General features: G+C 69.0%; 24 protein-coding genes and 1 tRNA gene. 14 read left to right on the top strand and 11 right to left on the bottom strand.

Annotated elements, in window-relative coordinates:
• The first annotated feature begins 76 nt into the window (after positions 1–76).
• Both ABD908_RS04050 and ABD908_RS04045 read left to right on the top strand, forming a co-directional pair.
• Positions 77–1,180, top strand: a complete 1,104-nt coding sequence (locus tag ABD908_RS04050) for an NAD(P)H-dependent flavin oxidoreductase (protein ID WP_344991224.1) — start codon at positions 77–79, stop codon at positions 1,178–1,180.
• Positions 1,164–2,660, top strand: coding sequence for an AMP-binding protein (locus ABD908_RS04045; protein WP_344991445.1), 1,497 nt, complete (start codon positions 1,164–1,166; stop codon positions 2,658–2,660). The genes ABD908_RS04050 and ABD908_RS04045 overlap by 17 nt, the downstream gene beginning before the upstream one ends.
• A gap of 52 nt (positions 2,661–2,712) precedes the next feature.
• On the opposite strand, the gene ABD908_RS04040 is transcribed toward ABD908_RS04045, so the two are convergent.
• Positions 2,713–3,327 (bottom strand): NAD(P)-dependent oxidoreductase, encoded by a 615-nt coding sequence (locus ABD908_RS04040; RefSeq protein WP_344991221.1) that lies wholly within the window; start codon positions 3,325–3,327, stop codon positions 2,713–2,715.
• A gap of 54 nt (positions 3,328–3,381) precedes the next feature.
• Positions 3,382–4,206 (bottom strand): inositol monophosphatase family protein, encoded by an 825-nt coding sequence (locus ABD908_RS04035; protein ID WP_344991218.1) that lies wholly within the window; start codon positions 4,204–4,206, stop codon positions 3,382–3,384.
• Between the two features lie 142 nt (positions 4,207–4,348).
• Here ABD908_RS04035 and ABD908_RS04030 point away from each other — a divergent pair, with 142 nt between their 5' ends.
• Genes ABD908_RS04030 through ABD908_RS04020 form a run of 3 tightly spaced genes read left to right on the top strand, consistent with a single transcriptional unit; the run spans position 4,349 to position 6,433 of the window.
• A complete protein-coding gene (locus ABD908_RS04030) occupies positions 4,349–5,260 on the top strand; it encodes a LysR family transcriptional regulator (protein ID WP_344991215.1) in 912 nt (303 codons plus the stop codon).
• A 49-nt stretch (positions 5,261–5,309) separates the two neighbouring features.
• Positions 5,310–6,008, top strand: a complete 699-nt coding sequence (locus ABD908_RS04025) for an SDR family NAD(P)-dependent oxidoreductase (RefSeq protein WP_344991212.1) — start codon at positions 5,310–5,312, stop codon at positions 6,006–6,008.
• Positions 6,005–6,433 (top strand): MarR family winged helix-turn-helix transcriptional regulator, encoded by a 429-nt coding sequence (locus ABD908_RS04020; protein WP_344991209.1) that lies wholly within the window; start codon positions 6,005–6,007, stop codon positions 6,431–6,433. The genes ABD908_RS04025 and ABD908_RS04020 overlap by 4 nt, the downstream gene beginning before the upstream one ends.
• Positions 6,434–6,452: 19 nt before the next feature.
• Here the strand turns inward: ABD908_RS04020 and ABD908_RS04015 are convergent, their stop codons facing one another.
• Positions 6,453–6,944, bottom strand: a complete 492-nt coding sequence (locus tag ABD908_RS04015) for a MarR family winged helix-turn-helix transcriptional regulator (protein WP_344991206.1) — start codon at positions 6,942–6,944, stop codon at positions 6,453–6,455.
• Between the two features lie 108 nt (positions 6,945–7,052).
• Here ABD908_RS04015 and ABD908_RS04010 point away from each other — a divergent pair, with 108 nt between their 5' ends.
• From ABD908_RS04010 to ABD908_RS03990, 5 genes are all read left to right on the top strand, one after another.
• Complete coding sequence (locus ABD908_RS04010) at positions 7,053–7,439, top strand: hypothetical protein (RefSeq protein ID WP_344991203.1); 387 nt, start codon at positions 7,053–7,055, stop codon at positions 7,437–7,439.
• The gene (locus ABD908_RS04005) at positions 7,436–8,344 is read left to right on the top strand and encodes an alpha/beta fold hydrolase (RefSeq protein WP_344991200.1); all 909 of its coding nucleotides are present in this window, start codon (positions 7,436–7,438) and stop codon (positions 8,342–8,344) included. The genes ABD908_RS04010 and ABD908_RS04005 overlap by 4 nt, the downstream gene beginning before the upstream one ends.
• Before the next feature lie 146 nt (positions 8,345–8,490).
• Positions 8,491–9,273: a crotonase/enoyl-CoA hydratase family protein gene (locus ABD908_RS04000; protein ID WP_344991197.1), complete on the top strand. Its 783-nt coding sequence runs from the start codon at positions 8,491–8,493 to the stop codon at positions 9,271–9,273.
• Positions 9,274–9,366: 93 nt separating this feature from the next.
• Positions 9,367–9,945: an LpqN/LpqT family lipoprotein gene (locus ABD908_RS03995; RefSeq protein ID WP_344991195.1), complete on the top strand. Its 579-nt coding sequence runs from the start codon at positions 9,367–9,369 to the stop codon at positions 9,943–9,945.
• 388 nt (positions 9,946–10,333) lie between these two features.
• The gene (locus ABD908_RS03990) at positions 10,334–11,386 is read left to right on the top strand and encodes a Rieske 2Fe-2S domain-containing protein (RefSeq protein ID WP_344991192.1); all 1,053 of its coding nucleotides are present in this window, start codon (positions 10,334–10,336) and stop codon (positions 11,384–11,386) included.
• A 4-nt stretch (positions 11,387–11,390) separates the two neighbouring features.
• On the opposite strand, the gene ABD908_RS03985 is transcribed toward ABD908_RS03990, so the two are convergent.
• Together ABD908_RS03985 and ABD908_RS03980 are read right to left on the bottom strand one after the other, a co-directional pair.
• Positions 11,391–12,326, bottom strand: coding sequence for an adenylate/guanylate cyclase domain-containing protein (locus ABD908_RS03985; RefSeq protein ID WP_344991191.1), 936 nt, complete (start codon positions 12,324–12,326; stop codon positions 11,391–11,393).
• Between the two features lie 8 nt (positions 12,327–12,334).
• Entirely contained in the window at positions 12,335–12,517 is a 183-nt protein-coding gene (locus ABD908_RS03980; RefSeq protein ID WP_344991188.1) for a hypothetical protein, read from the bottom strand.
• Between the two features lie 135 nt (positions 12,518–12,652).
• On the opposite strand from ABD908_RS03980, the gene ABD908_RS03975 reads away from it, so the two are divergent.
• Complete coding sequence (locus ABD908_RS03975) at positions 12,653–12,835, top strand: hypothetical protein (RefSeq protein WP_344991185.1); 183 nt, start codon at positions 12,653–12,655, stop codon at positions 12,833–12,835.
• 53 nt (positions 12,836–12,888) lie between these two features.
• Here the strand turns inward: ABD908_RS03975 and ABD908_RS03970 are convergent, their stop codons facing one another.
• Positions 12,889–13,578 carry an SDR family oxidoreductase gene (locus tag ABD908_RS03970; protein ID WP_344991444.1) on the bottom strand — a complete coding sequence of 230 codons (690 nt, stop codon included), beginning with the start codon at positions 13,576–13,578 and terminating at the stop codon, positions 12,889–12,891.
• Between the two features lie 44 nt (positions 13,579–13,622).
• Positions 13,623–15,173, bottom strand: coding sequence for an MFS transporter (locus tag ABD908_RS03965; protein ID WP_344991183.1), 1,551 nt, complete (start codon positions 15,171–15,173; stop codon positions 13,623–13,625).
• Positions 15,174–15,226: 53 nt separating this feature from the next.
• On the opposite strand from ABD908_RS03965, the gene ABD908_RS03960 reads away from it, so the two are divergent.
• On the top strand, positions 15,227–15,697 hold the full coding sequence (locus tag ABD908_RS03960) for a winged helix-turn-helix transcriptional regulator (protein ID WP_344991181.1): 471 nt from the start codon (positions 15,227–15,229) through the stop codon (positions 15,695–15,697).
• A gap of 37 nt (positions 15,698–15,734) precedes the next feature.
• Here the strand turns inward: ABD908_RS03960 and ABD908_RS03955 are convergent, their stop codons facing one another.
• A complete protein-coding gene (locus tag ABD908_RS03955) occupies positions 15,735–16,289 on the bottom strand; it encodes a nitroreductase family protein (protein ID WP_344991178.1) in 555 nt (184 codons plus the stop codon).
• Positions 16,290–16,358: 69 nt separating this feature from the next.
• Entirely contained in the window at positions 16,359–16,637 is a 279-nt protein-coding gene (locus tag ABD908_RS03950; protein WP_344991176.1) for a hypothetical protein, read from the bottom strand.
• A gap of 401 nt (positions 16,638–17,038) precedes the next feature.
• On the opposite strand from ABD908_RS03950, the gene ABD908_RS03945 reads away from it, so the two are divergent.
• Positions 17,039–17,221, top strand: coding sequence for a hypothetical protein (locus ABD908_RS03945; RefSeq protein ID WP_344991174.1), 183 nt, complete (start codon positions 17,039–17,041; stop codon positions 17,219–17,221).
• A gap of 523 nt (positions 17,222–17,744) precedes the next feature.
• Here ABD908_RS03945 and ABD908_RS03940 read toward each other — a convergent pair.
• Positions 17,745–17,999 carry a DUF2510 domain-containing protein gene (locus tag ABD908_RS03940; RefSeq protein WP_344991442.1) on the bottom strand — a complete coding sequence of 85 codons (255 nt, stop codon included), beginning with the start codon at positions 17,997–17,999 and terminating at the stop codon, positions 17,745–17,747.
• 279 nt (positions 18,000–18,278) lie between these two features.
• Here ABD908_RS03940 and ABD908_RS03935 point away from each other — a divergent pair.
• Positions 18,279–18,355, top strand: a tRNA-Ile gene (locus ABD908_RS03935).
• Positions 18,356–18,978: 623 nt separating this feature from the next.
• Here the strand turns inward: ABD908_RS03935 and ABD908_RS03930 are convergent.
• The gene (locus ABD908_RS03930; protein ID WP_344991171.1) at positions 18,979–21,138 is read right to left on the bottom strand and encodes a beta strand repeat-containing protein; all 2,160 of its coding nucleotides are present in this window, start codon (positions 21,136–21,138) and stop codon (positions 18,979–18,981) included.
• Positions 21,139–21,473: the final 335 nt, after the last annotated feature.

The raw sequence follows: 21,473 nt of genomic DNA, 5'->3' as shown, positions 1-21,473 counted from the left end.
TAAGCACTAGCCAAATGATGGGAGAGTCGATGAGGGACAGGCTATTCGTGGCGGGCGCGAGGTTCGGGATCGGCAGGTGACGGCCGCCGACTGGATCGATCGCCTCGTGTTGCCGGCGATCGCCGCCCCTATGACGGGGGTGTCGGGACCAGAGCTCGTCGTCGCAGCGTGTCGTAGTGGGATCGTCGGTTCGTTCCCCACACACAACGCCCCGACGGTCGATGCCCTTGACGAATGGCTGAACCGGATCTTCGCCACGCTGGCGCAGTCTCCCGCCGCCGCGCCGGTCGCGGCGAACCTGGTCGTCCACCGCACCAACGCGCGCCTGCAGGGGGACGTGGACTGCCTTATCCGACATGGCGTCGAGATCGTCATCACCAGCGTCGGATCCCCAGCCGGGGTGGTCGCACCGCTGCACGCCGCCGGATGTACCGTACTGGCCGATGTCGCCACCATGCGGCACGTCGACCGTGCACTCGAGGCCGGAGTCGACGGCCTCATCCTGCTCACCGCGGGAGCCGGTGGCCAGACCGGAGCAGCCAACCCCTTCGCGTTCGTTCGCGCTGTGCGGGAACGTTTCGACGGCATCGTCGTCCTCGCCGGTGGGATCACCGACGGGCCGTCGATCCTCGCCGCCCAGATGCTGGGCGCCGATCTGGTGTATCTCGGGACGCGCCTGATCGCCACGACGGAGAGCTGGGCGAGTGCGGGCTACCGAGCCGCCTTGGTCGACGCCGACCTCGACGACGTGCACCTGACCTCGGGCGTGGGCGGCATACCGGCGAACGTGTTGTCCGCCTGGCTCGACCGGCGTCGACCAACCGCCGAAGCCCCGGTAAGCGACGAGGGTCCCGACGGGGGCTTCCGTCAGGAGCGCCTCCTGCGTAACCGTGACGTATGGGGTGCCGGCCACGGGGTGGGTGGCATCAAGCAAGTCCTTCCGGTCGCGGCCGTCATCGACGCCATCAAGACGCAGCACGACTCGGCATGTGAGCGCATGCTGCGCGCCGGTCCACCCCATCTCGGTGCACGACCTATGAAAAGCCCGACCCCTGAAACGGAGCACGCAATGTCGATGTGGAACGCGATCTACGAGCCGCTGGACCGAGCCTGTGGGTACTACCGCGACAAGACCGCCCTCGTCGACAGGGTGAGCAGCGCGACTGGGGGGGCGTGGTGACCGCAGCATCAGCTACCGCGAGCTACAGCAGTGGACCAATCGCGTCGGAAACGGTCTCGTGGAGCTCGGCGTCACCCGCGGCGAGTCCGTCGGCCTGCTGATGCCCAACTGCCTCGAGTTCATTCCCACCCAATACGGCATCTGGAAATCCGGGGCGGCGATGGTCCAGATGCAGGCCCGCGCGTCGGCGAACGACCTTCTGCACTTCCTCACCACCTCGGGCGCCACCACGCTGATCTATCACGACAAGTTCGATGACGTGGTTGCGGGATTCGCGGACCGCTGCCCCTCGCTCCGCCGGTTGATCCGCCTGTCCGGTGCGAGGATCGACGGAGCGATCGACTACGCGCAGTTCTTCGGCGCCCAGCCCGACCACCCGCCGGCGGTCGATGTGCAACCCGACGATCTGGCGTTGATCATGTACACGTCAGGTAGCACCGGCACCCCGAAAGGGGTACGGCATACCCACCGCAGCTGGGGGACGGCGGCCATTGTGGCGGGCATGGAGATCGGCGACATCGCGGCGGGCGAGGTCTTCGCTCACGGTGCCCCACTCACCCACTTCACCCAGATCTTCGTTCTACCCACGATGATGCGCGGCGGTACCACCGTGGTCCTTCCTGGGTTGGACGTGGACCTGCTGCTCGACACGATCGAGAGGCATCGCGTCACGGCAATCGCCCTGGTCCCCACCGTGATCTACGTGATGCTCGCGCATCCTCGGCGGACGGAAGCGGACCTGTCGTCGCTGCGCACCGTCGTCTATGCGGGGTCGCCTATGGCACCGGATCGGCTGCGGGAAGCCGTCGACGTGTTCGGTCAGGTGTTCGTCCAGGCCTATGCCGGAACCGAGCCCGGCTTCATGTCCTGCCTGCGCAAGGAGGACCACCGGGTCGATACGAGCGCGGACGTCGCCCGGCTGGCGTCTGCCGGAAGGGTGATGTACCACGTCGAGCTGACCATCCAGGACGGTGACGACAACCCGGTTCCGACGGGAGTGACCGGTGAGATCTGTGCTCGCCAAGATGGCGCGATGATCGGATATCTCGACTCGTCCAAGGATGACGAAGCACTGCGCAACGGGTGGGTCCACTCCGGTGACATCGGATACCTCGACGAGGACGGATACCTGTTCATCGTCGATCGTAAGAAGGACATGGTCGTGACCGGTGGATTCAACGTCTTCCCCCGCCAGATCGAGGATGTCCTGATGAGCCACCGGAATGTCGCACAGTGCGCCGTCATCGGTATCCCCGACGACAAGTGGGGGGAGGCTGTCAAGGCCGTGGTCGTGCGCGCAGTCGGATCGACGGTGACCGACGCCGAGCTCATCGCCCTGGTCAAGGAACGCAAAGGCAGCGTGTGGGCACCCAAGTCGGTCGACTTCGTCGACTCCTTACCAGTCAACGCATCCGGCAAGCTGGACAAGAAGACCTTGAAGGCGCCCTACTGGGTCGGGCACAGCAGACTGGTGCACTGATCTCTCGGTTCGTGCGGACGCTGTGCTCAACGCGATCGCAGGCGGCGGTACCTCACCGTTGCAGCGGAATACGGATCGTGCCGGGCTCGCCCGGGTTCTCGGCCTCGTCGAGCATGAGCGCGGCGACGGTCGCTCGGCTGACGCGGGCGGGGAACGGCCGCCGGGGCGCCCGGTCGAGCCCGACGGCCCGTCGGGTCGCGCTGAGCGCGCCGTTCGACAGCGGTCCGGCGTGGAACACGATGCCACCGGCGTCGAGCACGATCGTGTCGGCGGCCACCTTGTCGGCCAGCTGGGGTCCGAGCATCCGCAGCAGGTTCCGGGTGAGGACACCGGCGGCGGGTGCGGAACGCCCGGTGCCGTACGCACCCAGCCAGACGACGAGCCGCGGTCGGGCGGCGATCACGGAGCGGGCCCCGGCGGCGAGCGCTCCGGGGTCGTCACCGCCCGCGATACCCAGCCCGGACAGGATCACCGAGCTGCCGGCCAGCGCGGAGGACATCGAATCCGGGTCGTGGACATCGGCTTTCACGCGGATCAGCCGGGGGGAGTCGACGGTGACGCGCTCGGGGGTGCGGGCGATCGCGGTGACGGTGTGGCCGCGATCGAGTGCCTGGCGGGTCAGCTCGAGACCGGTGGCGCCGGACGCGGCGAGGATCGTCAGTTCCATGGCAGTGCTCATCTCTGGATGTCGTCGGGAGGGTCCGTGGGTGGGGCGTACAGATCAGGCGATGTCGCGCAGCACCGCGACCGCGGCGGCGTGCACGCCGGGTGCGGCGACGATGATGTCGGGACTGCCCGGCCGCCATGCCGATCCGTCGACCCGACTCACTGTGCCGCCCGCCTCGCGGACGAACAGCGCGCCCGCGGCCACACCGGGCAGCACGGGCCCGTACTGCCAGAACGCCTCGTGCCGACCCGATGCGACCAGCAGCATGGGGAACGTGGAGGGGACGAACGCCCGCACCACCAGGGCTCGGCCGAGCAGTGCGGCGACCGACGCGCCGATCCGGCGGTAGGTGTCCGTCTGTCCCACCTCCGCCTGGCCGGTCGCCACGATCGCGGCATCCAGGTCCGTCTTGGCCGACACCTGCATCCGGTGGTCGTTGCAGAACGCGCCGCCACCGGTCACCGCCGAATAGGTGAGGTCGCCGATCGGCTGCCGGACCACGGTCAGCACCGGCGCCTCATCACGCACCAGTGTCACCGTCACACCCCACTCGGGCATGCCGTGGATGTGGTTGACGTTGCCCTCGACCGCATCGACCACCCACCATTCACCGCGTGGTAGCCGTGCAGCCTCGAGGTCGTCCGGTAGCCACCGGGCGTCCGGGCGCATCGTTGTGAGCGCCGGTCGCAGGTGCTCGAGTACCAGGTCCTCGTTGCGGCGGCCGGCGGCGAACATGTCGGCGCGCCCGGCCGGACGGGAGTCGGGCGAGAACGTCGCGAGCAGTCGGTCGCCGGCCGCCGTCGTGGCGTCCACGACCGCCGGCAGTAGTTCCGACAACTCGTCGCTAGGGGAGGGGGCGCTGCGCGCATCGAGAGCCATGGTGGTATCTCCTCGGTGGATTCGTATGGGCGCGTGGGCGACTCGGTAGCGGTCGGCGGCCCGGGGTTCATCTCCGACGTTAGGTGCGCCGGTCGATGATTGCGAGTGCATGCTTGGTATTCGAATAGTTACCGTGGTGCATGTGGATCTGAACCTGCTCGTGGCGCTGGACGCCCTGTTGGAAGAGAACAGCGTGGCCGCGGCCGCCGACCGCCTGCACCTGTCGCCGCCGGCGATGAGCCGGACCCTCGCCCGCATCCGACGGGCGACCGGGGACGACATCCTCGTGCGCACGGGCCGCACCATGACCCCCACGCCTAGGGCTCTCGCCCTTCGGGACGAGACCCGCGACGTGGTTCGGAGGGCGGCTGCCCTCCTCACGCCGGAGCAGACCTTGGACCTCGACACCCTCGACCGTGCGTTCACCCTGCGCTGTCACGATGCGCTCGCCGCGGCGCTGGCACCGTCGCTGCTCGGCCGGATCGCCGGCTTCGCGCCACACGCCGCCGTCCGATTCCTCGCCGAGCCCGCCGATGACGTCGCAGACCTGGCTCGCGGACACACCGACGTGGAGATCGGGGCTACCGCACCTCTGCGGCCCGAGATCGCCTCGGAAACAGTGGGTTCCGATCGCATGGTGGCGGTGTTTCGCCCTGGTCACCCCCTTGCGGCAGGGGAGCTGACGATGGAGCGCTTCGCCGCGGCGGGCCACGTGACCATCTCGCGGCGCGGCCGGCTGCGGGGTCCCGTCGACGAGGTTCTTGCACAGCACGGCCTGCGACGGCACGTGATCGCCGCTCTTCCCACGAGTTCGGTGGCGCTCGAGCTGGTGGCCGCCACCGACGTCGTCACCGTCGTCGCGGAACAGGTCTGTCGTCCCACATGGACGAGGCTGGGGCTGCACGTGCGTCCCCTGCCCGTCGAGCTGCCGTCGGTGCCGGTGATCGTCGCGTGGCACCACCGTTACGACAGCGACCCCGCGCATGCCTGGCTGCGTGCGCAGGTGCGCCATGTGCTGTGCGCCGTCATCGAATCGGATCCGTCGGCACGGTGACCGTCGAGTCTTCTTGACTGAATTAGTTGTATGACGCATAATAGTTGCTATGTCTACAACTAATTCGAATGTGTTGCTGATCGGCGGATCTCGCGGTCTGGGATCGGCGCTGGCGCAGGAGTGGGTTCGCCGTGGCCGGCACGTCGTGGCCACCGTCCGCGGTTCGGCCCGCACCCCGTTGCACGACCTCGCGGACGCGCACCCCGGCGCGATCGAGATCGAGACGGTCGACGTCACGGAACCGGAGCAGATCGACGCGCTGCGAGATCGGCTGGCAGGAAGGCGGTTCGGTCTGCTGTTCGTGAACGCCGGCGTCACGAGTCGATCCGATGTCACCGTCGCGCAGACGCCCACCGACGACTTCGTCCGGGTGTTCGTGACCAACGCGCTCAGTCCGCTGCGCGTCATAGAGACGCTGCAGGATCTCATCGAATCCGAGGGGACGATCGGTGTGATGTCCTCGGGGCAGGGAAGTGTGACCAACAACGAGCGAGGCGGGCACGAGGTGTATCGCGGCAGCAAGGCGGCGCTCAACACCTTCATGCGTAGCTACGCGGCACGCCATGCCGGCGAGCCGCGGGCGCTGGTCCTCATGGCGCCCGGCTGGGTGCGCACCGAACTCGGCGGAGAAGGCGCGAAGCTCACCGTCGACGAGAGCATCCCGAACGTCGTCCGAACACTCGAATCGCTCAGTGGTGCACCGGGACTGCACTACGTCGACTACCTCGGCCGGACGGTGCCGTGGTGACCACCGAGGATCCCGCCCGCCGCGCCTGGGACCTGATGCAGCGATTCGTCCAATCCCACAGCCGCCACCGCGAACTCGCCGACGCGCTGGGATTCGGCCTCGGCGGCGGTCGGGGGCGGGTCCTGTTCCAGCTCCGTGGGGGCCCGATGAGCCTGCGCGCGATCGCGGACGCCAACGGCTTCGACGCCCCCTATGCGACGCTGGTCGTCGACAAGCTCGAGCGGCACGAGCTCGTCGAACGCCGACAGGACCCCGGCGACCGGCGGCGGAAGCTGGTCTCGCTCACGGCCGCCGGGCGCGAGGCAGTCGCGACCGCCGACGCGATCCTGCTCCGCCCGCCTGCCGCAGTAGGTACCCTCCCGGCCGGCGACCTCGAGCGGCTGGCCGCACTCCTCGCCCGGCTGCTCGACGCGGATGCCTCGTAGCCGCGATGTGACCGGACGCCTACCAGTTCTGCTCGTCCCGATCCTGCCCGTCGAGGAGTCGCCACAGCGTTCTCCGGCAGTGGTCCAGCTCGTCGGGGCCGACGAGGACGCGCCAGCGTTGTTCCACCGCCTCGGCCGCCGCCAGAACGCGCTGACCGACGATCGATCCGGACGCGGTGGGGTGCAGCAGCTTCGCGCGCCGGTCGGCCGGGTCGGGCTCGCGCGTGAGGATGCCCCATACGACGAGCTCGTCCACCAGCGGGCCGATCGTCTGTTTGGTCGCGCCGAGCCGGGCGGCCACCGCGCTCGCCCGAACGGGACCGTGTTCCAGGGCCGCGAGCACCCTCACGTGGGCGAGCCGCAGTCGCGGGTCGCATTCGACCGCCGCGGCGAGCACCTCGTCGGTGGCGATCGCAGCGACACGGCGCGCGAGTGCTCCGATACGCGACTCGGTCGTGAGGGCGATCATCAGCAGGCCGTCTGCGTCGAGTCGTCGTCGTGGGTTTGACATCGCCCACCAGTGTATCTAGCGTCGAATAATAGTCAGTTATACCTGACTATTGTGACGGGGCGGTGTGCACCGACGATCGCTGAGCCTACGACAGGAGATCTCCCACTGATGAGCCGCCCGTCTCCCGGTCTCGACCGCCGCCCCCGCGTCGCAGGTGTACTGCTGCTGATCACGGCGACGACGCACTTCAGCCAGTTGTGGGCGCTGCACGTCACCTCGACGGTGATCGGCTCCGCGGCATTCGCGGTGCCCTACGCCGCCCTGGGGGGAGCCCTCATCGCCCGCCCCACGCGGATCGCGGCATGTCTGGCGATCGTCGCCACGGCGATCGGCGGCACGAGCGGGGTGATCCGGGTCTTCGTCGTGCAGAAGAACGTCTTCAGCGTCGTTCACCCACTTCTGGACGTCGTGATCATCGCCCTCTCGGCCGCCTGGCTGATCGCGGCGTCGCGATCGAGGAGGCGCTCGGTGAACAGTGCGGGAGGGCCCGCATGAACCGGAGGGGGTTCGTCGCGGCGGCCGTGGTGGGAGTGGGCGCGGCTACAGCAGCGTGTTCCACGTCGGACAGGACCGGCCCGGCGGCATCGATGACGCCGGCTTCGACGGGCGATCCGGGGGCCCTCACCGCCGAGGTATTCCAATCCGCCGATGGGTCGTGCTTCCAGCTGAGGTCCGTGGGCGCAGGCGACCTGGTGGTGATCCATCCCAGTCTCGCCCGCGGCGCAGCGGATTTCGATCAGGTCGCGGTCCTTCTCGCCGAGGCGGGCTATCGGGTCGTCAGCTTCGACCCCCGGGCGGCCGGAGCCACGCGGGACGCGCCGGCACGTCCCGACGCGACAGTGACGCTCGACGACTTCGCCGCCGACCTCCGCGAGATCATCAGCGCGAACGGTGGTCGCGCGCACATCGTCGGCCACGACTTCGGCAATCGCGTGGCTCGGCGCCTCGCGACGCTCAGCCCCGAGGTCGTTCGTTCCATCGTGCTGTGGGGTGCGGGCGCGGGCGTGCCTGCACCCGAGGCGGTGCGGATACTCGCCGCTGTGACCAGCCCGACCACGCCGGCCCCCGAGTTCAAGAAGGCGGTCGCCGACGGATTCTTCGCGCCCGGCAACGACGCGTCGGTCTGGTACACGGGCTGGTATCCGGCGGCGGCGCTCCTCGAGACGCAGGCATCCGGAGCCACCGCGGTATCGCTGTACGAGGGCGGAGGCACTGCGCCCCTGCTCATCGTGCAAGGCGGCCAGGACGCCATCGCGCCGCCGGCCGGCTCGCTCGCCCTGCAGAAGAAGATCGGCGACCGGGCATCCCGGACCGTGATCGACGGGGCGGGCCACTGCATGGTGGCCGAACAACCCCGTCGCCTGGCCGAGGCGACGGCCGAGTTCCTGCGGCGCCACTGAGTGCGGCCCGGTCGTGGCTGGTGTCGCGTGGCGCGACCCGATCGACCTCAGCAGATAGCGGGCCCGGCACCGTCGTCACCCGATAACCTGCAGTCAGGCCGTGACGCCACGACGGCGGCGCGCACGAGAGAAGCAGGAATCCGTCCGTGGACGCACCACTCGACATCGCCATCGACGGACCCGTCCAGGTGTGGACGCTCAACCTGCCCGACCAGGGCAACGCGATCACGGGCGCGGACGTGATCGACGGCCTCGAGCGGGCGGTCGACGCCGTCAACGCCGACGTCGAGATCCGTGCGGTGATCCTGACCGGTGCGGGCAGGATCTTCTCCGCCGGCGGCAACGTGCGCGAGATGGCCGACCGCGAGGGGATGTTCGGCCTCGACCCGATCGAGCAGCGGTACGCGTACATGTCCGGCATCCAACGCATTCCGCGCGCGATGGCCCGCCTCGAGGTGCCGGCGATCGCCGCGGTGAACGGCGCCGCAGTGGGAGCGGGCTGCGATCTGGCGATGATGTGTGACATGCGCGTAGCCTCCGAGCGGGCGTTCTTCGCAGAGAGCTTCGTGCAACTCGGCCTGATCCCCGGCGACGGTGGCTCATGGTTCCTGCCGCGCGTGGTGGGCAGCGAGCGGGCCGCCGAGATGACGTTCACGGGCGACCGGGTGGACGCTGCCACCGCCCTCGAATGGGGGATGGTCGGCCGGGTCGTTCCGCACGACGAGCTGTTGCCCGCCGCACACGCGCTTGCGCAGCGCATCGTCCGCAACCCGGGGCATGCGTTGCGGATGGCGAAGCGTCTGCTGTCGGAATCGCGGACCGGATCGCTCGATTCGGTCCTATCGCTGGCGGCGGCCATGCAGCCGCTGGCGCATCGGTCGCCCGAGCACCACCAGCGGATCGCGAGATGGTCCACACGTTCTGGATAAGTGTGTAGCAGATCATATGACGGCAAATCTGGAATTCACGTTGATAACGGGTTATTGTGAGCTGTGCTATCAAGCAGCTCGCATGCGCCCGCGGTGTTGGGAACGCTTCTCGCATCAGCCGCCGTCGCCACGCTCATCGGTCCAGCCGTCCTGGGGGCGGCGTCCGCAGACACGTCGTGTCAGCCGGTATCGGTCCCGACGGTGCCGGCGGTCCGCTCGGGCGCCGAGCCGCGGGTCGATCTCCCCATCCCCGCGGGATGGCACGCGGCCCCGCTCACCGACGGCGTCCGCGCCGCCGTCGTCGACCCGGCGCATCGCGCCGGCGGCGTCCCGCCCGAAGCCGACGTGGTGATACGGGACGACACCGGCTCGCGCACGCCGCGGGCGGTGATCGACGACGAGATCGCCCGTCTCCGCGCAGCTGCCACGGCCGCGCCCAGCGTGAGCCGCGGGACCGCGTGCGGATTCCCCAGCGCCGTCGTGTCGTACTCCACTGCGGCCGCGCACTCCGTCACTCCAGCGCAACCCTCGACATCGCTGATCGTGGCCGTTCCCGAGGGGCGGAGGCTATACGCGGTCGTGGTCACCATCCGTACTGCGGACGCCAGCAGCCCCGCGTACCTGCGGGATTCGTCCACGGTTCTCGGTGGCGTCCACGTGGCGACCGCCTGATCGTACTCGCTCGGTAACCCAGGTTTTACGTTCAGGAGTTGGCCTCCCGTCCCGCCACGCCGCAGACTGAGGACAGACCGTCGGCAGCCGACTGAGGAGGGACCCGATGCACGCACCCGCTGTGGATCTCCGCGCCCTCGCTCACCGCGGCCCCTGGGTTCCAGGCCGGATCGCCCACGGCCGCAGGCGCTTCTGAACGCATCCCCGACCGCAGCACGGCGCTCTGGAACCACGTCGCGGCTGCGCGCCCGGTGATCCGTGCTCCCACTGTCGACACGGCCAGGCAGCTGGAGCGCGCCCCGACGCACGCGTCTCCCGAACGCGATCACTCCGGGGCTGCCGGGCCGTCTCCGAGCATCGCCCAGCCATCTCCGAGAAGGGGACATCCATGACCATCGAGGCAGTTCGCGAAGACACCGCGCCATCGACGCCGCCACGCGAATGCACCTTCCACACCGACGACTGGCGGATCCTTGCGCGCCACTGGTATCCGGTGGCGCTCGCCGGTGACATCGGTGAGGCACCCGTCCACGTCCGCCTCCTCGACGCCCCACTCGTCGTGTACCGCGCGGGTACCGAGGTCGTGGTCGCGGACGACATCTGCCCGCACCGCGGCGTGCCGCTCAGCGCGGGTACCGGCGACGGTGACACGATCGCGTGTCGGTACCACGGCCTGCGGTTCGGCGCCGGCGGACGGTGTGTGGGCATCCCCGCCCATCCCGACGACAAGATCCCGGCGCGGATGCACCTGCGGCCGTACCGGGTCGTGGAACGCTACGGGCTGGTATGGACGTCGCTCGACCGCGGCGCCTATCCGGAGCTCATGCCGGCGATGCGGCACTGGGACCGACCCGGATTCCAGAACATCAACCTCGCCGGGTTCGATGTCAAGGCGTTCGCCGGCCGGCAGGTCGAGGGATTTCTCGACGTCGCGCACTTCGGGTTCGTGCATGCGGGCACGTTCGGCGACCCGGACAACGCGGTGGTGCCCGCATACAACCCGGTGCGCACCGACTATGGGTTCGAGGTCGATTACCGCAGCTCCGTCGGCAACTACCCGCACGGAGGTAGGAGTGGAGAGGACGGGTTCGAGTGGCTGCGGCACTTCGAGCTGTTCGTCCCGTTCACCGCGACGATCGCGGTGCACTTCCCGGACGACGGGATTCTCGAGATCATGAACGCCGCCAGCCCGGTGTCGGCGCGGCAGACGCGCATGTTCGCGCCGCTGGCCCGCAACTTCGACACGGACCGGCCGGAACAGGAGGTGCACGACTTCAACCTCCGGATCTTCGAGGAGGACCGTGAGGTCGTCGAGATCCAGAAGCCCGAGAACCTGCCGCTCGACCCACGGCTCGAGGTCAACATCGCGGCAGACCGCAGCTCGGTCGCCTACCGCCGAGCGTTGCGCGCCCTCGGCTTGAGCGAATTCTTCACGGCGTGAGCGCTCAGTACAGTGGGCGCACCGCGTAGACCTGCAGCTTCCGGGGCGCGCCCTTGGCCTTGAACCGCCGGGGCCGCAGTTGGTAGCGGGTGCGGTCGGCGATGGTGAAGACGGTCTCCGACGCCAGCACCTCGCCGCCGCTGGCGGCCTCGGCGACGCGCGCGGCGATGTTGACGTCGACGCCGATCAGATCGCCCTTGACCCGCTGCGGCGTTCCGGTGTGCAGGCCGGCCCGCAGGATCGGACGGTATCCGTCGGCCACGTCGATCTGCCCGACCGCCTCGACCGCCTCGAAGGTCGCCTCGATGGCGCTGTCGCTGTCGAACGCGGCCATCGCGCCGTCGCCCATCGTTTTGATCACTACGCCGCCGTGCCGGTGGATCACGTCGCGGGTGGTGCGGTTGACGGCGTCCAGCAGCCGCACGATCTCATCGTCGCTGCGGTGCAGGGCCCACGATGAGAAGGCGACCAGGTCGGTGAACAGGATCGTCACCGGCTTCGGAGGTGCGTAGTCCTCGTCGCGGCGCGAGAGAAAGGCCTGCCAGGTGGCGGTGAACAGGCTGCCGAACTCGCGTGTCACCGTCGGCTCCTCGCCGATCACGCGGTCGAGTAGGGCGTTCAGACGCTGGGTCGACTCGGCCTCCGGGCGGAAGAGGTCCTTCTTCGGTCCGCCGGGCAGCATCTCGCGAGCGGCCCGGACGGCGCCGGCCGCGGTCGGGTTCCGGTTCAGCGCGTGCACGGCCTCGCGTGCCGAGGCGAGCGCGCCGCGAGCCCGACCAGGATCGTCCGGTTCGGAGGAGTCCTGCGGGCTTGGGGTCACGTCCTTCGCCGTCACATCATCGATCATTCCAGAAGGGACGGACACGGCTCGCAGGCCCGCGTCCGGAGGGGCGTGGGTCTGCGACGCCGACGGTGCCGGGTCGTCACCGTCGGCACTCACGTGACGCTTCAGTGCTCGAGCTCTGCGTGCGCCGCTTGGTATTTCGCGGCCCAGACCATCGAGTCGAGGTCGGCCGCGGCATTCAGCAGCGATGTCAGCACATCGAGGATGCGCCTCCGCGGAGGCTGCGGAACCGCCGGCCGGATGCCGAACTCGATCCTCCTGCCACGTACGTCGTAGTGGTCCAACACGTGTGCCCCTTCGATCGCCGTTGATCTCTACGCAAGGCTAGGCCGAATCGCCTGAGAAGGGCCCGATTTCCACCGGTGCGTTGCCGAAGAGATCAACCGGGGTCGGATCGAGGAGCACGGGCGTAGCGTCGTGGTATGTACGTTGAGACGCAGACCACAGATCCCTGTCCGGTGTGCGGCGGCTTGCTGATGATCCGCCGGGCCTACACCGAGGCCGACGGTAACCGCGAGTGGCAGACCCCGTACGTGCACTGCCGGGTGCCGGGCCACTTCAGCGAGGCCCGGCCCACGCGGCGGGCCGCCACCCACAGTCGATGACGTGTGCGCGGCTGCGTGTTCCATGCAGCCGCGCAACTGATTCCGCCGTTCCGTCAGCCGAGACGCCCAGTCGTCGCGCCGGCCAGCCCCGCTCTGACCGCCACCGTGACGTCGTCGGCCAGGGCTTCGTCGGCTCCCGCCTCCAGCGCATCGAGAATCCGTCCCACGATCACCGCGGGATCGCTCTTGGGTGCGTCCACGTGGGTGGTCATCGGTGTGTCTGTGTAGCCGAGGTGCGCGCCCAACACCTGTGTCCCCTGACCGGCGAGTTCCAGCCGGAGCGAATTGGTCAGGCCCCACAGTGCGGCTTTGGAGCCGCTGTAGGCGCCGGGCTGCGCGAGCCAGCTGAGCACCGAGTGCACGTCCACCACGGCCCCTCCGCCTGCCGCGGCCAGCGCCGGTGCGAGCGCGCGGGTCAGGGCGAGCGGGCCGAAGACGTTGGCCTCGAAGGTCGCCCGGATCTCCTCGAACGGGGACGCGAGCAGCGACGGTGCCCCTTTCACGCCGGCGTTGTTGATCAGCAGGCCGGTGTCGGCGGCGGTCTCGGCGGTGGCGGCGATCTGCTGGGCATCGGTCACGTCGAGCCGCACCGGCACGACGCGCGGGTCGTGCCAGTCGTGGTCGCGGCGCGTGCCCGCGTACACCTTGTGGGCGCCGCGCTCGAGGGTCTGGCGGACGAACTCCCGGCCGAGGCCGCCGGTGGCGCCGGTGACCAGGACGGTGGCTCTATCGATGAGCATGATGATTCTCCCTTTTCCCTTGTCTTCTTGTCTCTTGTGGCCGGTTCTCAGGCGGCCGCGGGGCGCGACCGGACGAACAGCGCCGCGGGTACCGCGACGACGAGCAGGACCGCGGCGCCCACCACCAGTCCGTGATGGTCCGCGGTGGTGAAGGCACCGCGCACGGCGTCCTCGACCACCCGCGTCAGGTGGGCCGGAAGCGCGGCGGCGCCCGCGTCGCCGTGCCCGGCGGCGGCCACGACACCGTCGGCTACCGGGGTGGGCACGTGCGCCGTGGACAGGCGTCGGCCGAGTTGCTCGGCGAATCCGGTGGTGAGTACCGTGCCGAGCACCGCAGCGCCGAGTACGTTGCCCACCTGTCGGAACATGTTGACGGCAGCGCTCGCCATGCCGGCCTGCGCGGTGGGAACACTGATCACCGCGGCCGCCGTCGACGGTGCGACGAGGACGCCTGCGCCGAGGCCCACGACGAGTAGACCGGGCAGCATTCGCGCGAAGTCCGGGCCGGGCCGGGTCAGCAGGAGCAGGAGGTCGCCGGCGGCCATGAGGGTCAGGCCGGCAGTGAGGATCACCCGGAAGCCGGTGCGGCGCACGACGAGCCCTGCGGACGCACTGGCGGCGACGAACGGGATGAACATCGCCAGCAGGCGCAGTCCGGCGCCGAGGACGGTCGTGCCCGCGGAATGCTGCAGTTGCAGCGTGGTCAGCAGCGCGGTGCCGGTGAAGCCGAACATCGCGGTGGCCGCCACCGCCATCACGGCGCTGAACGACGGCGACTGGAACAGACGTACGTCCAACATCGGTGACGGGTGGCGCGACTCCCATGTCACGAACCCGGCGAGTGCGGCTACCGCCACGATCCACGCGGTGACGATCGTCTCCGAGCCGTAGCCCATTGTGCCGCCCTCGATGACGGCGAATGTGAGGGTCGCCACCGTCAGCGTGCCGAGGGCCACGCCGACGGGGTCGAGCCGACGACGGCCGGGATACCGACTCTCGGCGAGGACGAGGACGGCGCCGAGCACTGCACCTATGCCGAGCACCACGTTGGTCGCGAACGCGAGATGCCACGAGCCGGCCTTCACGAATGTCCCCGCGAGGACGGGGCCGAGCGCCAGCCCGAGCCCGGAGCTGCCCGCCCAGATGCTGACACCCACGGTCCGCCGGTGCGGATCGCTGAACGCGTGGGTCACCAGCGCCAGGCCGGACGGCAGCACCATCGCGCCGCCCACGCCCATCACGGCCTGCGCGGCGATCAGCATTCCCGTCGACCCGGCGACCATCGCAAAGGCGCTCCCGATCGCGAACGTGGCGGCGCCGGCGCCGAACACGAGGCGTCGACCGAGCAGATCGGCCGCGGTGCCCGCGACCAGTACCAGGCTCGCCACCACCAGGCTGTAGGCGCTGGTGATCCACACCGCCGACGCCGCCGACGGCCGCAGGTCCGCCTGGATGGTGGCCAGCGCGGCGATGGTCGACGAGACGTCGACGAAGGTCATCATCGTGCCGATGCACACGACCGCGAGCATCGCTGCGGGGTGCGGTACTCGGCGGGCCGGCGCCGATGGCGCCGGAGCGAGCGCATCGAGTTTTGTCATGCAACTTACCGTAGGTGAGTGAGTTGCTTGACGCAACCGACTATCCTGGAGGCATGCGCAGGACCAGCTTCGCCGACGTCAACTGCTCCGTGGCCCAATGTCTCGAGGTCGTAGGGGAGCGGTGGACGCCGCTCATCATCCGTGATGCTCTGCTGGGTGTGACGCGGTTCGAGGACTTCCGTGAGCGGCTCGGGATCGCCCGCAACGTGCTCACCCTGCGGCTCGAGCAGCTGGTGGAGGACGGGATCCTGATGCGAGAGCCGTACCAGGACAAGCCGATCCGGTACGACTACCGGCTCACAGACAAGGGGCTCGATCTGTGGCACGTGATCGGTGCGATGCGGGAGTGGGGCGACAGGTGGTCCGCACCGGCCGGTCCGCCCGTCACCCTCGTGCACCTGGGGTGCGGCGGCGACGTGCGGTTGCGCGGGGTGTGTGACGGGTGCGGTGAGATCGTGGAGCGCACGTCCGTCATCGCCCGCCCCGGGCCCGGTGCACGCGAAGGCGCGCCGCTGCCGCTGTGACGGGTGCGATCGCGGAGCCCCGGTGCCCGGGCACCGGTCATGCCCGATCCGGCTCCCACGCTGCGGTCACCAGTTCGTCGATGGCCATCCTGTCGGGGGTGGCCGTCGTCTCGTCGACGGACCGACCGACCGCCACGACGGACATGATCGCCCAGCCGGGCGCCGGGCGGAGGTCGTCGGTCAGTCCGCCGAGGTCGAATGCTCGGAACTGGTGGCAGGCCAGGCCCATCGCCTCGGCCTGGATCGTCAGGTGCGCCACCGCCTGCCCGAGGTCGTAGTCCGCGAAATCCGAGTAGGGCATGTCGCCTACCGCGCGCCGGGCGGCTGTGACGATGAGTGCGCTGGCGTCCGGGGCCCATCGGGCCGAGCTCGGTGCGAGGTGCCCGACGATCAACCGGTGTACGGGGTCGCCGCGGAGCGCCGGGCGGAAGCCCCACGGCTGCGAGTTCCCGGCCGACGGTGCGTGGCCCGCGGCCTCGAGCAACAGCCGGGACTGCGCAGCGGTGAGCACATGGCCGACGTCGAATCGGTACGGGCTCACTCGCCCGGCGAGGAGCGGGTGCAGATGCTGTCGCTCGGCTGCGGATTCCACGGTTGTGGCCAACCACGTCCGGCGCAGTAGTGTTCCCAGCCGTCGACGGTGGTCGCCGGCTGTGCGTCGTCAGCGGTGGTCGGCGAGTCCGCGGAAGTAGTGCTCCAGCTTCTGGATCACGCTGCCGCCGGCGGCTCCGGCCTCGAGGTCGGAGAGCGCGTCGCCGAGCGCCTTCCACAACTGAGTGACGGGGACTCCCAGCTTGTCGGCCTCGCCGTCGATGTCGCTGGCGAGGCGGTAGAGGAAGGTTCTGATCGATGCGCGGTGCGCGTCGTCCGGTTGGCCTGTGGTCGGCCTGCTGATGCCGAGCTGGTGGAGCTCTTCGGCGTGCTCCTGCGCGCGTGTCATGCGATCACGCTAAGCCGTCGGTGCCTGTTCTGCGCGCCGGAACACGCAGGTTTCTCCAGCGCGCGGTCATTCCTCGTCCGGTGCGAGTGCGGTTGCAGGGGGCTCGGTTGGATCGGTGATCGGGGGAGGCGTCGGGATCATGGGGATCACGCGTGCACAGGCGGCGCGCAAGGTGCTCTCGCGCCCGGTCAGCGCATACACCCGCGCGCGTAGCGACGTGAGTAGCTCTTCCCACGGTGTGCGATATGACACAATGGCAATTTATCACACTGAATCAGTTGACGGCCGCATGGCGGCGAAGTGCGCTTTACGTCACGGTCCGACATGTCACCGGCCACAAGATGATCTCGATTTGGGCGTGGTGGATGTCACACCAGTCACTCTAGTGTCATCTTCTATACATGAAGGATCCGATCAGAGTCCGATTCGGCGACGGAACCAGCATCACGCTGCCGAGGGGACACACGCATGTGACCTACGAGTACGGCCGTGTGACGGCCAGCTACGACGACCGGCCGACGATCGTGTACGACGCGGTCGCGATCGAGTGCCGGTGGGAACTGCCCACGAGCCTGGCGGTCTGACACTCGGACAACCCCCGCCGCCGACGCGGCGTGAGTGGCTCGGTGCCGGCCTCGGCTGGGTGTGGCCCTGTGTCGGTCGGACGGCCCGTTGTCGGTCGCAGCCGCCGGTGTCGGGCGTGCCGCCGTCGTGACTCCGGTTGTGCCCAGCCGCGGCCAGCGTGGTGCGTTCGGTGCCCTACTGCCAGTGCTCCCCTCTACGCTGCATCACGGTCCCGAATGAGTGTGCGATCCCGGCTGGGGACGGCGACGTCCGCTGGGGCGGGCGATCTCCGGTAGGGATGCGTGCGCGGTCCACGGTCCGGCATCGGTCGCCGAGACCGACCGTGTGCGCGTCCTCCTGGCGTGGTCTCGCATCCGGTGTGCCCGGTATGCGTATCTGAGCACGGCCGTCGATCGCCCGCCTGTGCTAGCGTCAGCGGCGGCGCAAGCGGTCACGCTGGCGGGGGAATCCTCTGATCTTCGTAACTGGTTGCTAGACATCATGGAAGCCCGTGAAGAGCCCTCGTCTCCTCGGGCAGGCGGCCTACGCGCGCGGAGCGACGCGGCGGGTCCACTTACGGCCGTTCCACCACCGGACGGCGTTGGAGTTGTCCGGATCGGGATACCAACCGGCGGGAGCGACCGGCGGCGGCGCGGACGTCGGCGCGGTCAACGTCGTACCCCGCAGGCGCGCGCCGGCGGCCTTCGCGGCCGCTGCGGCCTTCGCCGTGGAGGCGGCAGGTGCCGTCGTAGGCTCGCCCGCATGTGCTCCCGAGGTCAAGGCCGACGGTGCCGGCATCCGCGCCCCACCCCGTGCGTCGTCGCTGGTGGCCGTGCGTCGGCCCGTTTTGCGTGGGATCGTCTGACGGGCTGACACCGCCCGGCGGACCGATATCGCCCGACGCCCGGTGCCCTTCGATGCCGCTGCGCGGGCGGCGGGGGAGATGGTGACCTTGACGGGCCCCATCTGCGTCGACGTTCGCAAACGGATCATCGGTCAAGTGTGCGACGGTTCGCCGTCCCGGAGGTGGGGTTCGGCGAATCGGGCGGTAGAGTGTCGCTGGCGCATTCGCGCTGCGGGGCAGTAGCTCAGTCGGTTAGAGCCGCGGACTCATAATCCGCTGGTCGCGGGTTCGAGCCCCGCCTGCCCCACCAGGTCGCGCTGGGCCGCCGTCGACGCTAGGCCACTCGTCCAGCACTGCGCACACACCAGCTGTGGGTCGTATGTGCATAGAGAAGAGTGTCTTCCCACAGGGGCACCTCCCGCGCGAGCGTGCGACCTCCGCTGGGGGACCGCGACAGCCGATCGGTCGGGCAGCTGTTATGTGACCGCCAAAGGCGCGCAGGAAGATCGATGTGACCGCTGCACGGCTCTGCGGACGACCGTTTCGTCAGCCGAGTGCGCCGCAGCCTCGGCCTGGCCTGTGAGCCCCGTCGGGTACCGGCTGATCGTCTCGCTGTGCGTGGCCGAAGAGGTTGCGAGTCACGGGTGTATCGCCGCCTGCACCGAACGGCCGTCGCGCGGCTTGTATCCCGGCACGCAAGAGATGGCGGTTCGTCGCCGATCTCGGCTGGCTCGCCGCGCGACTGTGAGGCGCGTGGTCCGCGGGGCGTCCCCGTAACTGCGGTGGATCTTCGTGGCGGCGGCGTCCACCCGACCGACCCGGAACGCATTGCGAAACGGCCCCAGCACGATGGTGCCGGGGCCGTCGCCTCGAGGAGGTGTGGTCGCTGGGCGCGCAAATGTGCTGCGGTCCAGTCGATCCCGCTATAGTTGGCTAGCCGGTCTTACCGGAGCTCGAGCCGTGGCTGCTGCCGCCACTGCTGCCCCCACTGGAGCTGCTACCGGCACTGCCGCCGTGCGTCATCCCGCTGATCGCGTTGTGGACCGCGCTGGCTACCGAATGGACCGCACCTCCGACTCCCTTACCGCCGGTCGTGCTGCTGCTTGTCGTGCCGCTCGTCGTGCTGCTGGTGGTGGTGCTGCTCGTCGTGCTGCTGGTGGTGTCGGCCGTACCGTTGGTGGTGTCGGTAGTCGTGCTGGGTGTCGTGACCTTGTTGGTCGCCAGCAGGGAAGTGGTTGTCGTCGCTGCGGGTACGACCGCCGGAGTGGCTGCGGGGGCGGTGGAGTTCGGGGTGACGCCGAGCGAGGTCGCCGCGTCGCCGGTCTGCGTCGCGAGGCTCCCCGACAGGCTGTTCGCCTCGCTCGCGAGGTTGTTGGCCCAGGTGCCCACGTTGTCGTTGAGGTAGCTCGTGATCGGGCCCCCGACGGTCGACGCAATCGGCGTGTATACGGAACCCAGGGCGGACGCGACGGTCTGGATCCCGCTGTCCAGGCCCAGCAGGCCGGTGACATCTGTAACTGGAGTCGACGTGACACCGGCCGTGGATACGAGGGTATTGATGACGGAAGCGGTGATGAGGCCGTCGTCTGACGTCTGGTCGGGGACGGTGCCGATGTCGATCGGAGGCAGCAGGCTGACGCCGTCGATCGACGGGAGGGTGAAGCCGACCCCCGTGGTGCCGTAGTAGTAGCTGCCCATCGAGTACTCGATGGGGATCGTCAGGCCCGCGACCGAGAGCGTGGCCGCCGAGACACCGCTGTTGCTGTATACGCCGTTGGTGCCGTAGTAGGAGGACTGCCCGGTCGTCACGGTGAGGTCGTTGAAGCCGAGGTCGGCGATGGCGAAGTTCGACAGGGACGTCCCGCCGACCATGGACACTCCGGTCGCCGTAGGGAGGACCAGGCCGGGCGTGCTGAGCGTGCCGTAGCTGAACAGGTTGCCGGGGAAGGTGATTCCGTACGCCGTGATCGGGATGGCGACGACGGTGTCGCTCGTCGAGAGGGCAGGGACGCCGACGAGGTCGGTGTCGAGGGGGCCGACATCGAGTACGGGCATGGTGTCCAAGAAGCCGATGGCGCCGTTGAAGGGCAATGTATACGTGCCCGTGGCGGTCGGATCCCAGGCGGTGATCGACGGCGTCGTGGCATCGAGGCCGGCGTCGTCGAGCACATCGCCCACATCGCCGGAGATGTCGCTGAGACTGAGGCCCGAGCCGGAGAGAACGGTGTTGACTGCGCCGAGGACGACGTTGTTGCCCGAGATGCTGCTGAGGCTGGCGTCCACCTGGTCCACCGCCGTGCCTACCAGTCCGCTGAGCGAGATGCTCGGAATCTGTACGAACAGGTTGTTGACCGTCGTGTTTCCGCTGATGCCGAGCAGTCCCCAGTCGAAGTCGTTGCCGTACTGGGTGTTCGTCGCGACGACGCCGAGCGCACTGAGGAGGCTGCTGAGCGTCGGTACCGAGATCGTTCCCAGCTCGAGCCCTTGGCCACCGGGGAGTGTGGCGAGCAGGCTGTTGACGTCCGAGACCACATCGTTCAGGGGCTCGATCGCTGTATTGAGGTCGCTCAAGGCGCCCGTCACCGGACTGAGAACGTCCAGGACGTCGGCGACGTCTCCGAGTGCACCGCCAACAGTGCTGAGGCTATCGCCCAAGCCGGTTCCGAGTGTGGAGCTGACCGCGTTGCTCGGCAGGCCCGGGATGTTGCTGACGTCGGTTCCGGTCACGTCGAGCAGGTTGGCGACGTCACCGAGCGTCGTCGACAGATCGGCCGGATCCAAGACGTTCGCCTGGTTGTACCAACTCGAGTCCGTCGGCAGGAGCCCCGGCACGACTCCGTTCACCGCCGAGGTGACCGGGTTGGTGACGTTGTTGAGGATCGCGCTGACGTTGTTCGCGGCCTCGAGCGAGTTGTTCAGCGTGTTCGACGAGTCGGTGATGATCTGCGTGTAGTCGGGCCCCGTCGTGGTGTCGGCCTGCGCAACCCCCTGCTGCGCGAGGCCGAGTCCCGCGGTGGCTGCGATCGCGCCCGCTGCGGTGGCCGCGCGGCGCGCGATGACCCTGCGCGGGGTCGTCCGATGCTTACCGGTCATGTCCGGCTCCTTCTCAACGGTCCTGAGAGACGCGTGATCGACGTCTCACACGGCGTTAACACTATTACCCGATGCCGGAGTTTGAAACCTGAATCGCGACCTTTATAACCGCGGATCAGAGAAATTTCGATTGCATCGACTTACTACTTTTGGGAACGGTCCGGACTTGTGGAAGAAGAGAAACGGGGCGGGCCGCTTGCGCGACCCGCCCCGCCGTCGAGACCGACGTCAGTGAACGCCGCCACCGCCGCCGGCGTGGCCGCTCACGCCGCCGCTACCGGCGGAGACGTGGCCGCCTGCGCCCGCGCCGGCGCCATGGCTACCCGCGGAGACCG

The sequence above is a fragment of the Tsukamurella soli genome, assembly GCF_039541155.1.
Lineage (GTDB): Bacteria > Actinomycetota > Actinomycetes > Mycobacteriales > Mycobacteriaceae > Tsukamurella > Tsukamurella soli.
Note: the sequence above shows the minus strand (reverse complement) of the source record. Positions and strands in the feature narration are given on the sequence as shown.

Coding starts and splice junctions, on each gene's coding strand:
- ABD908_RS03990 (WP_344991192.1), top strand. CDS start 10,334: ATGACCATCGAGGCAGTTCGCGAAGACACCGCGCCATCGACGCCGCCA.
- ABD908_RS03960 (WP_344991181.1), top strand. CDS start 15,227: ATGCGCAGGACCAGCTTCGCCGACGTCAACTGCTCCGTGGCCCAATGT.
- ABD908_RS03950 (WP_344991176.1), bottom strand. CDS start 16,637: ATGACACGCGCGCAGGAGCACGCCGAAGAGCTCCACCAGCTCGGCATC.
- ABD908_RS03930 (WP_344991171.1), bottom strand. CDS start 21,138: ATGACCGGTAAGCATCGGACGACCCCGCGCAGGGTCATCGCGCGCCGC.
- ABD908_RS03975 (WP_344991185.1), top strand. CDS start 12,653: ATGTACGTTGAGACGCAGACCACAGATCCCTGTCCGGTGTGCGGCGGC.
- ABD908_RS04035 (WP_344991218.1), bottom strand. CDS start 4,206: ATGGCTCTCGATGCGCGCAGCGCCCCCTCCCCTAGCGACGAGTTGTCG.
- ABD908_RS04010 (WP_344991203.1), top strand. CDS start 7,053: ATGAGCCGCCCGTCTCCCGGTCTCGACCGCCGCCCCCGCGTCGCAGGT.
- ABD908_RS03940 (WP_344991442.1), bottom strand. CDS start 17,999: ATGCCGGCACCGTCGGCCTTGACCTCGGGAGCACATGCGGGCGAGCCT.
- ABD908_RS04015 (WP_344991206.1), bottom strand. CDS start 6,944: ATGTCAAACCCACGACGACGACTCGACGCAGACGGCCTGCTGATGATC.
- ABD908_RS04005 (WP_344991200.1), top strand. CDS start 7,436: ATGAACCGGAGGGGGTTCGTCGCGGCGGCCGTGGTGGGAGTGGGCGCG.
- ABD908_RS03945 (WP_344991174.1), top strand. CDS start 17,039: ATGAAGGATCCGATCAGAGTCCGATTCGGCGACGGAACCAGCATCACG.
- ABD908_RS04040 (WP_344991221.1), bottom strand. CDS start 3,327: ATGGAACTGACGATCCTCGCCGCGTCCGGCGCCACCGGTCTCGAGCTG.
- ABD908_RS04025 (WP_344991212.1), top strand. CDS start 5,310: ATGTCTACAACTAATTCGAATGTGTTGCTGATCGGCGGATCTCGCGGT.
- ABD908_RS03965 (WP_344991183.1), bottom strand. CDS start 15,173: ATGACAAAACTCGATGCGCTCGCTCCGGCGCCATCGGCGCCGGCCCGC.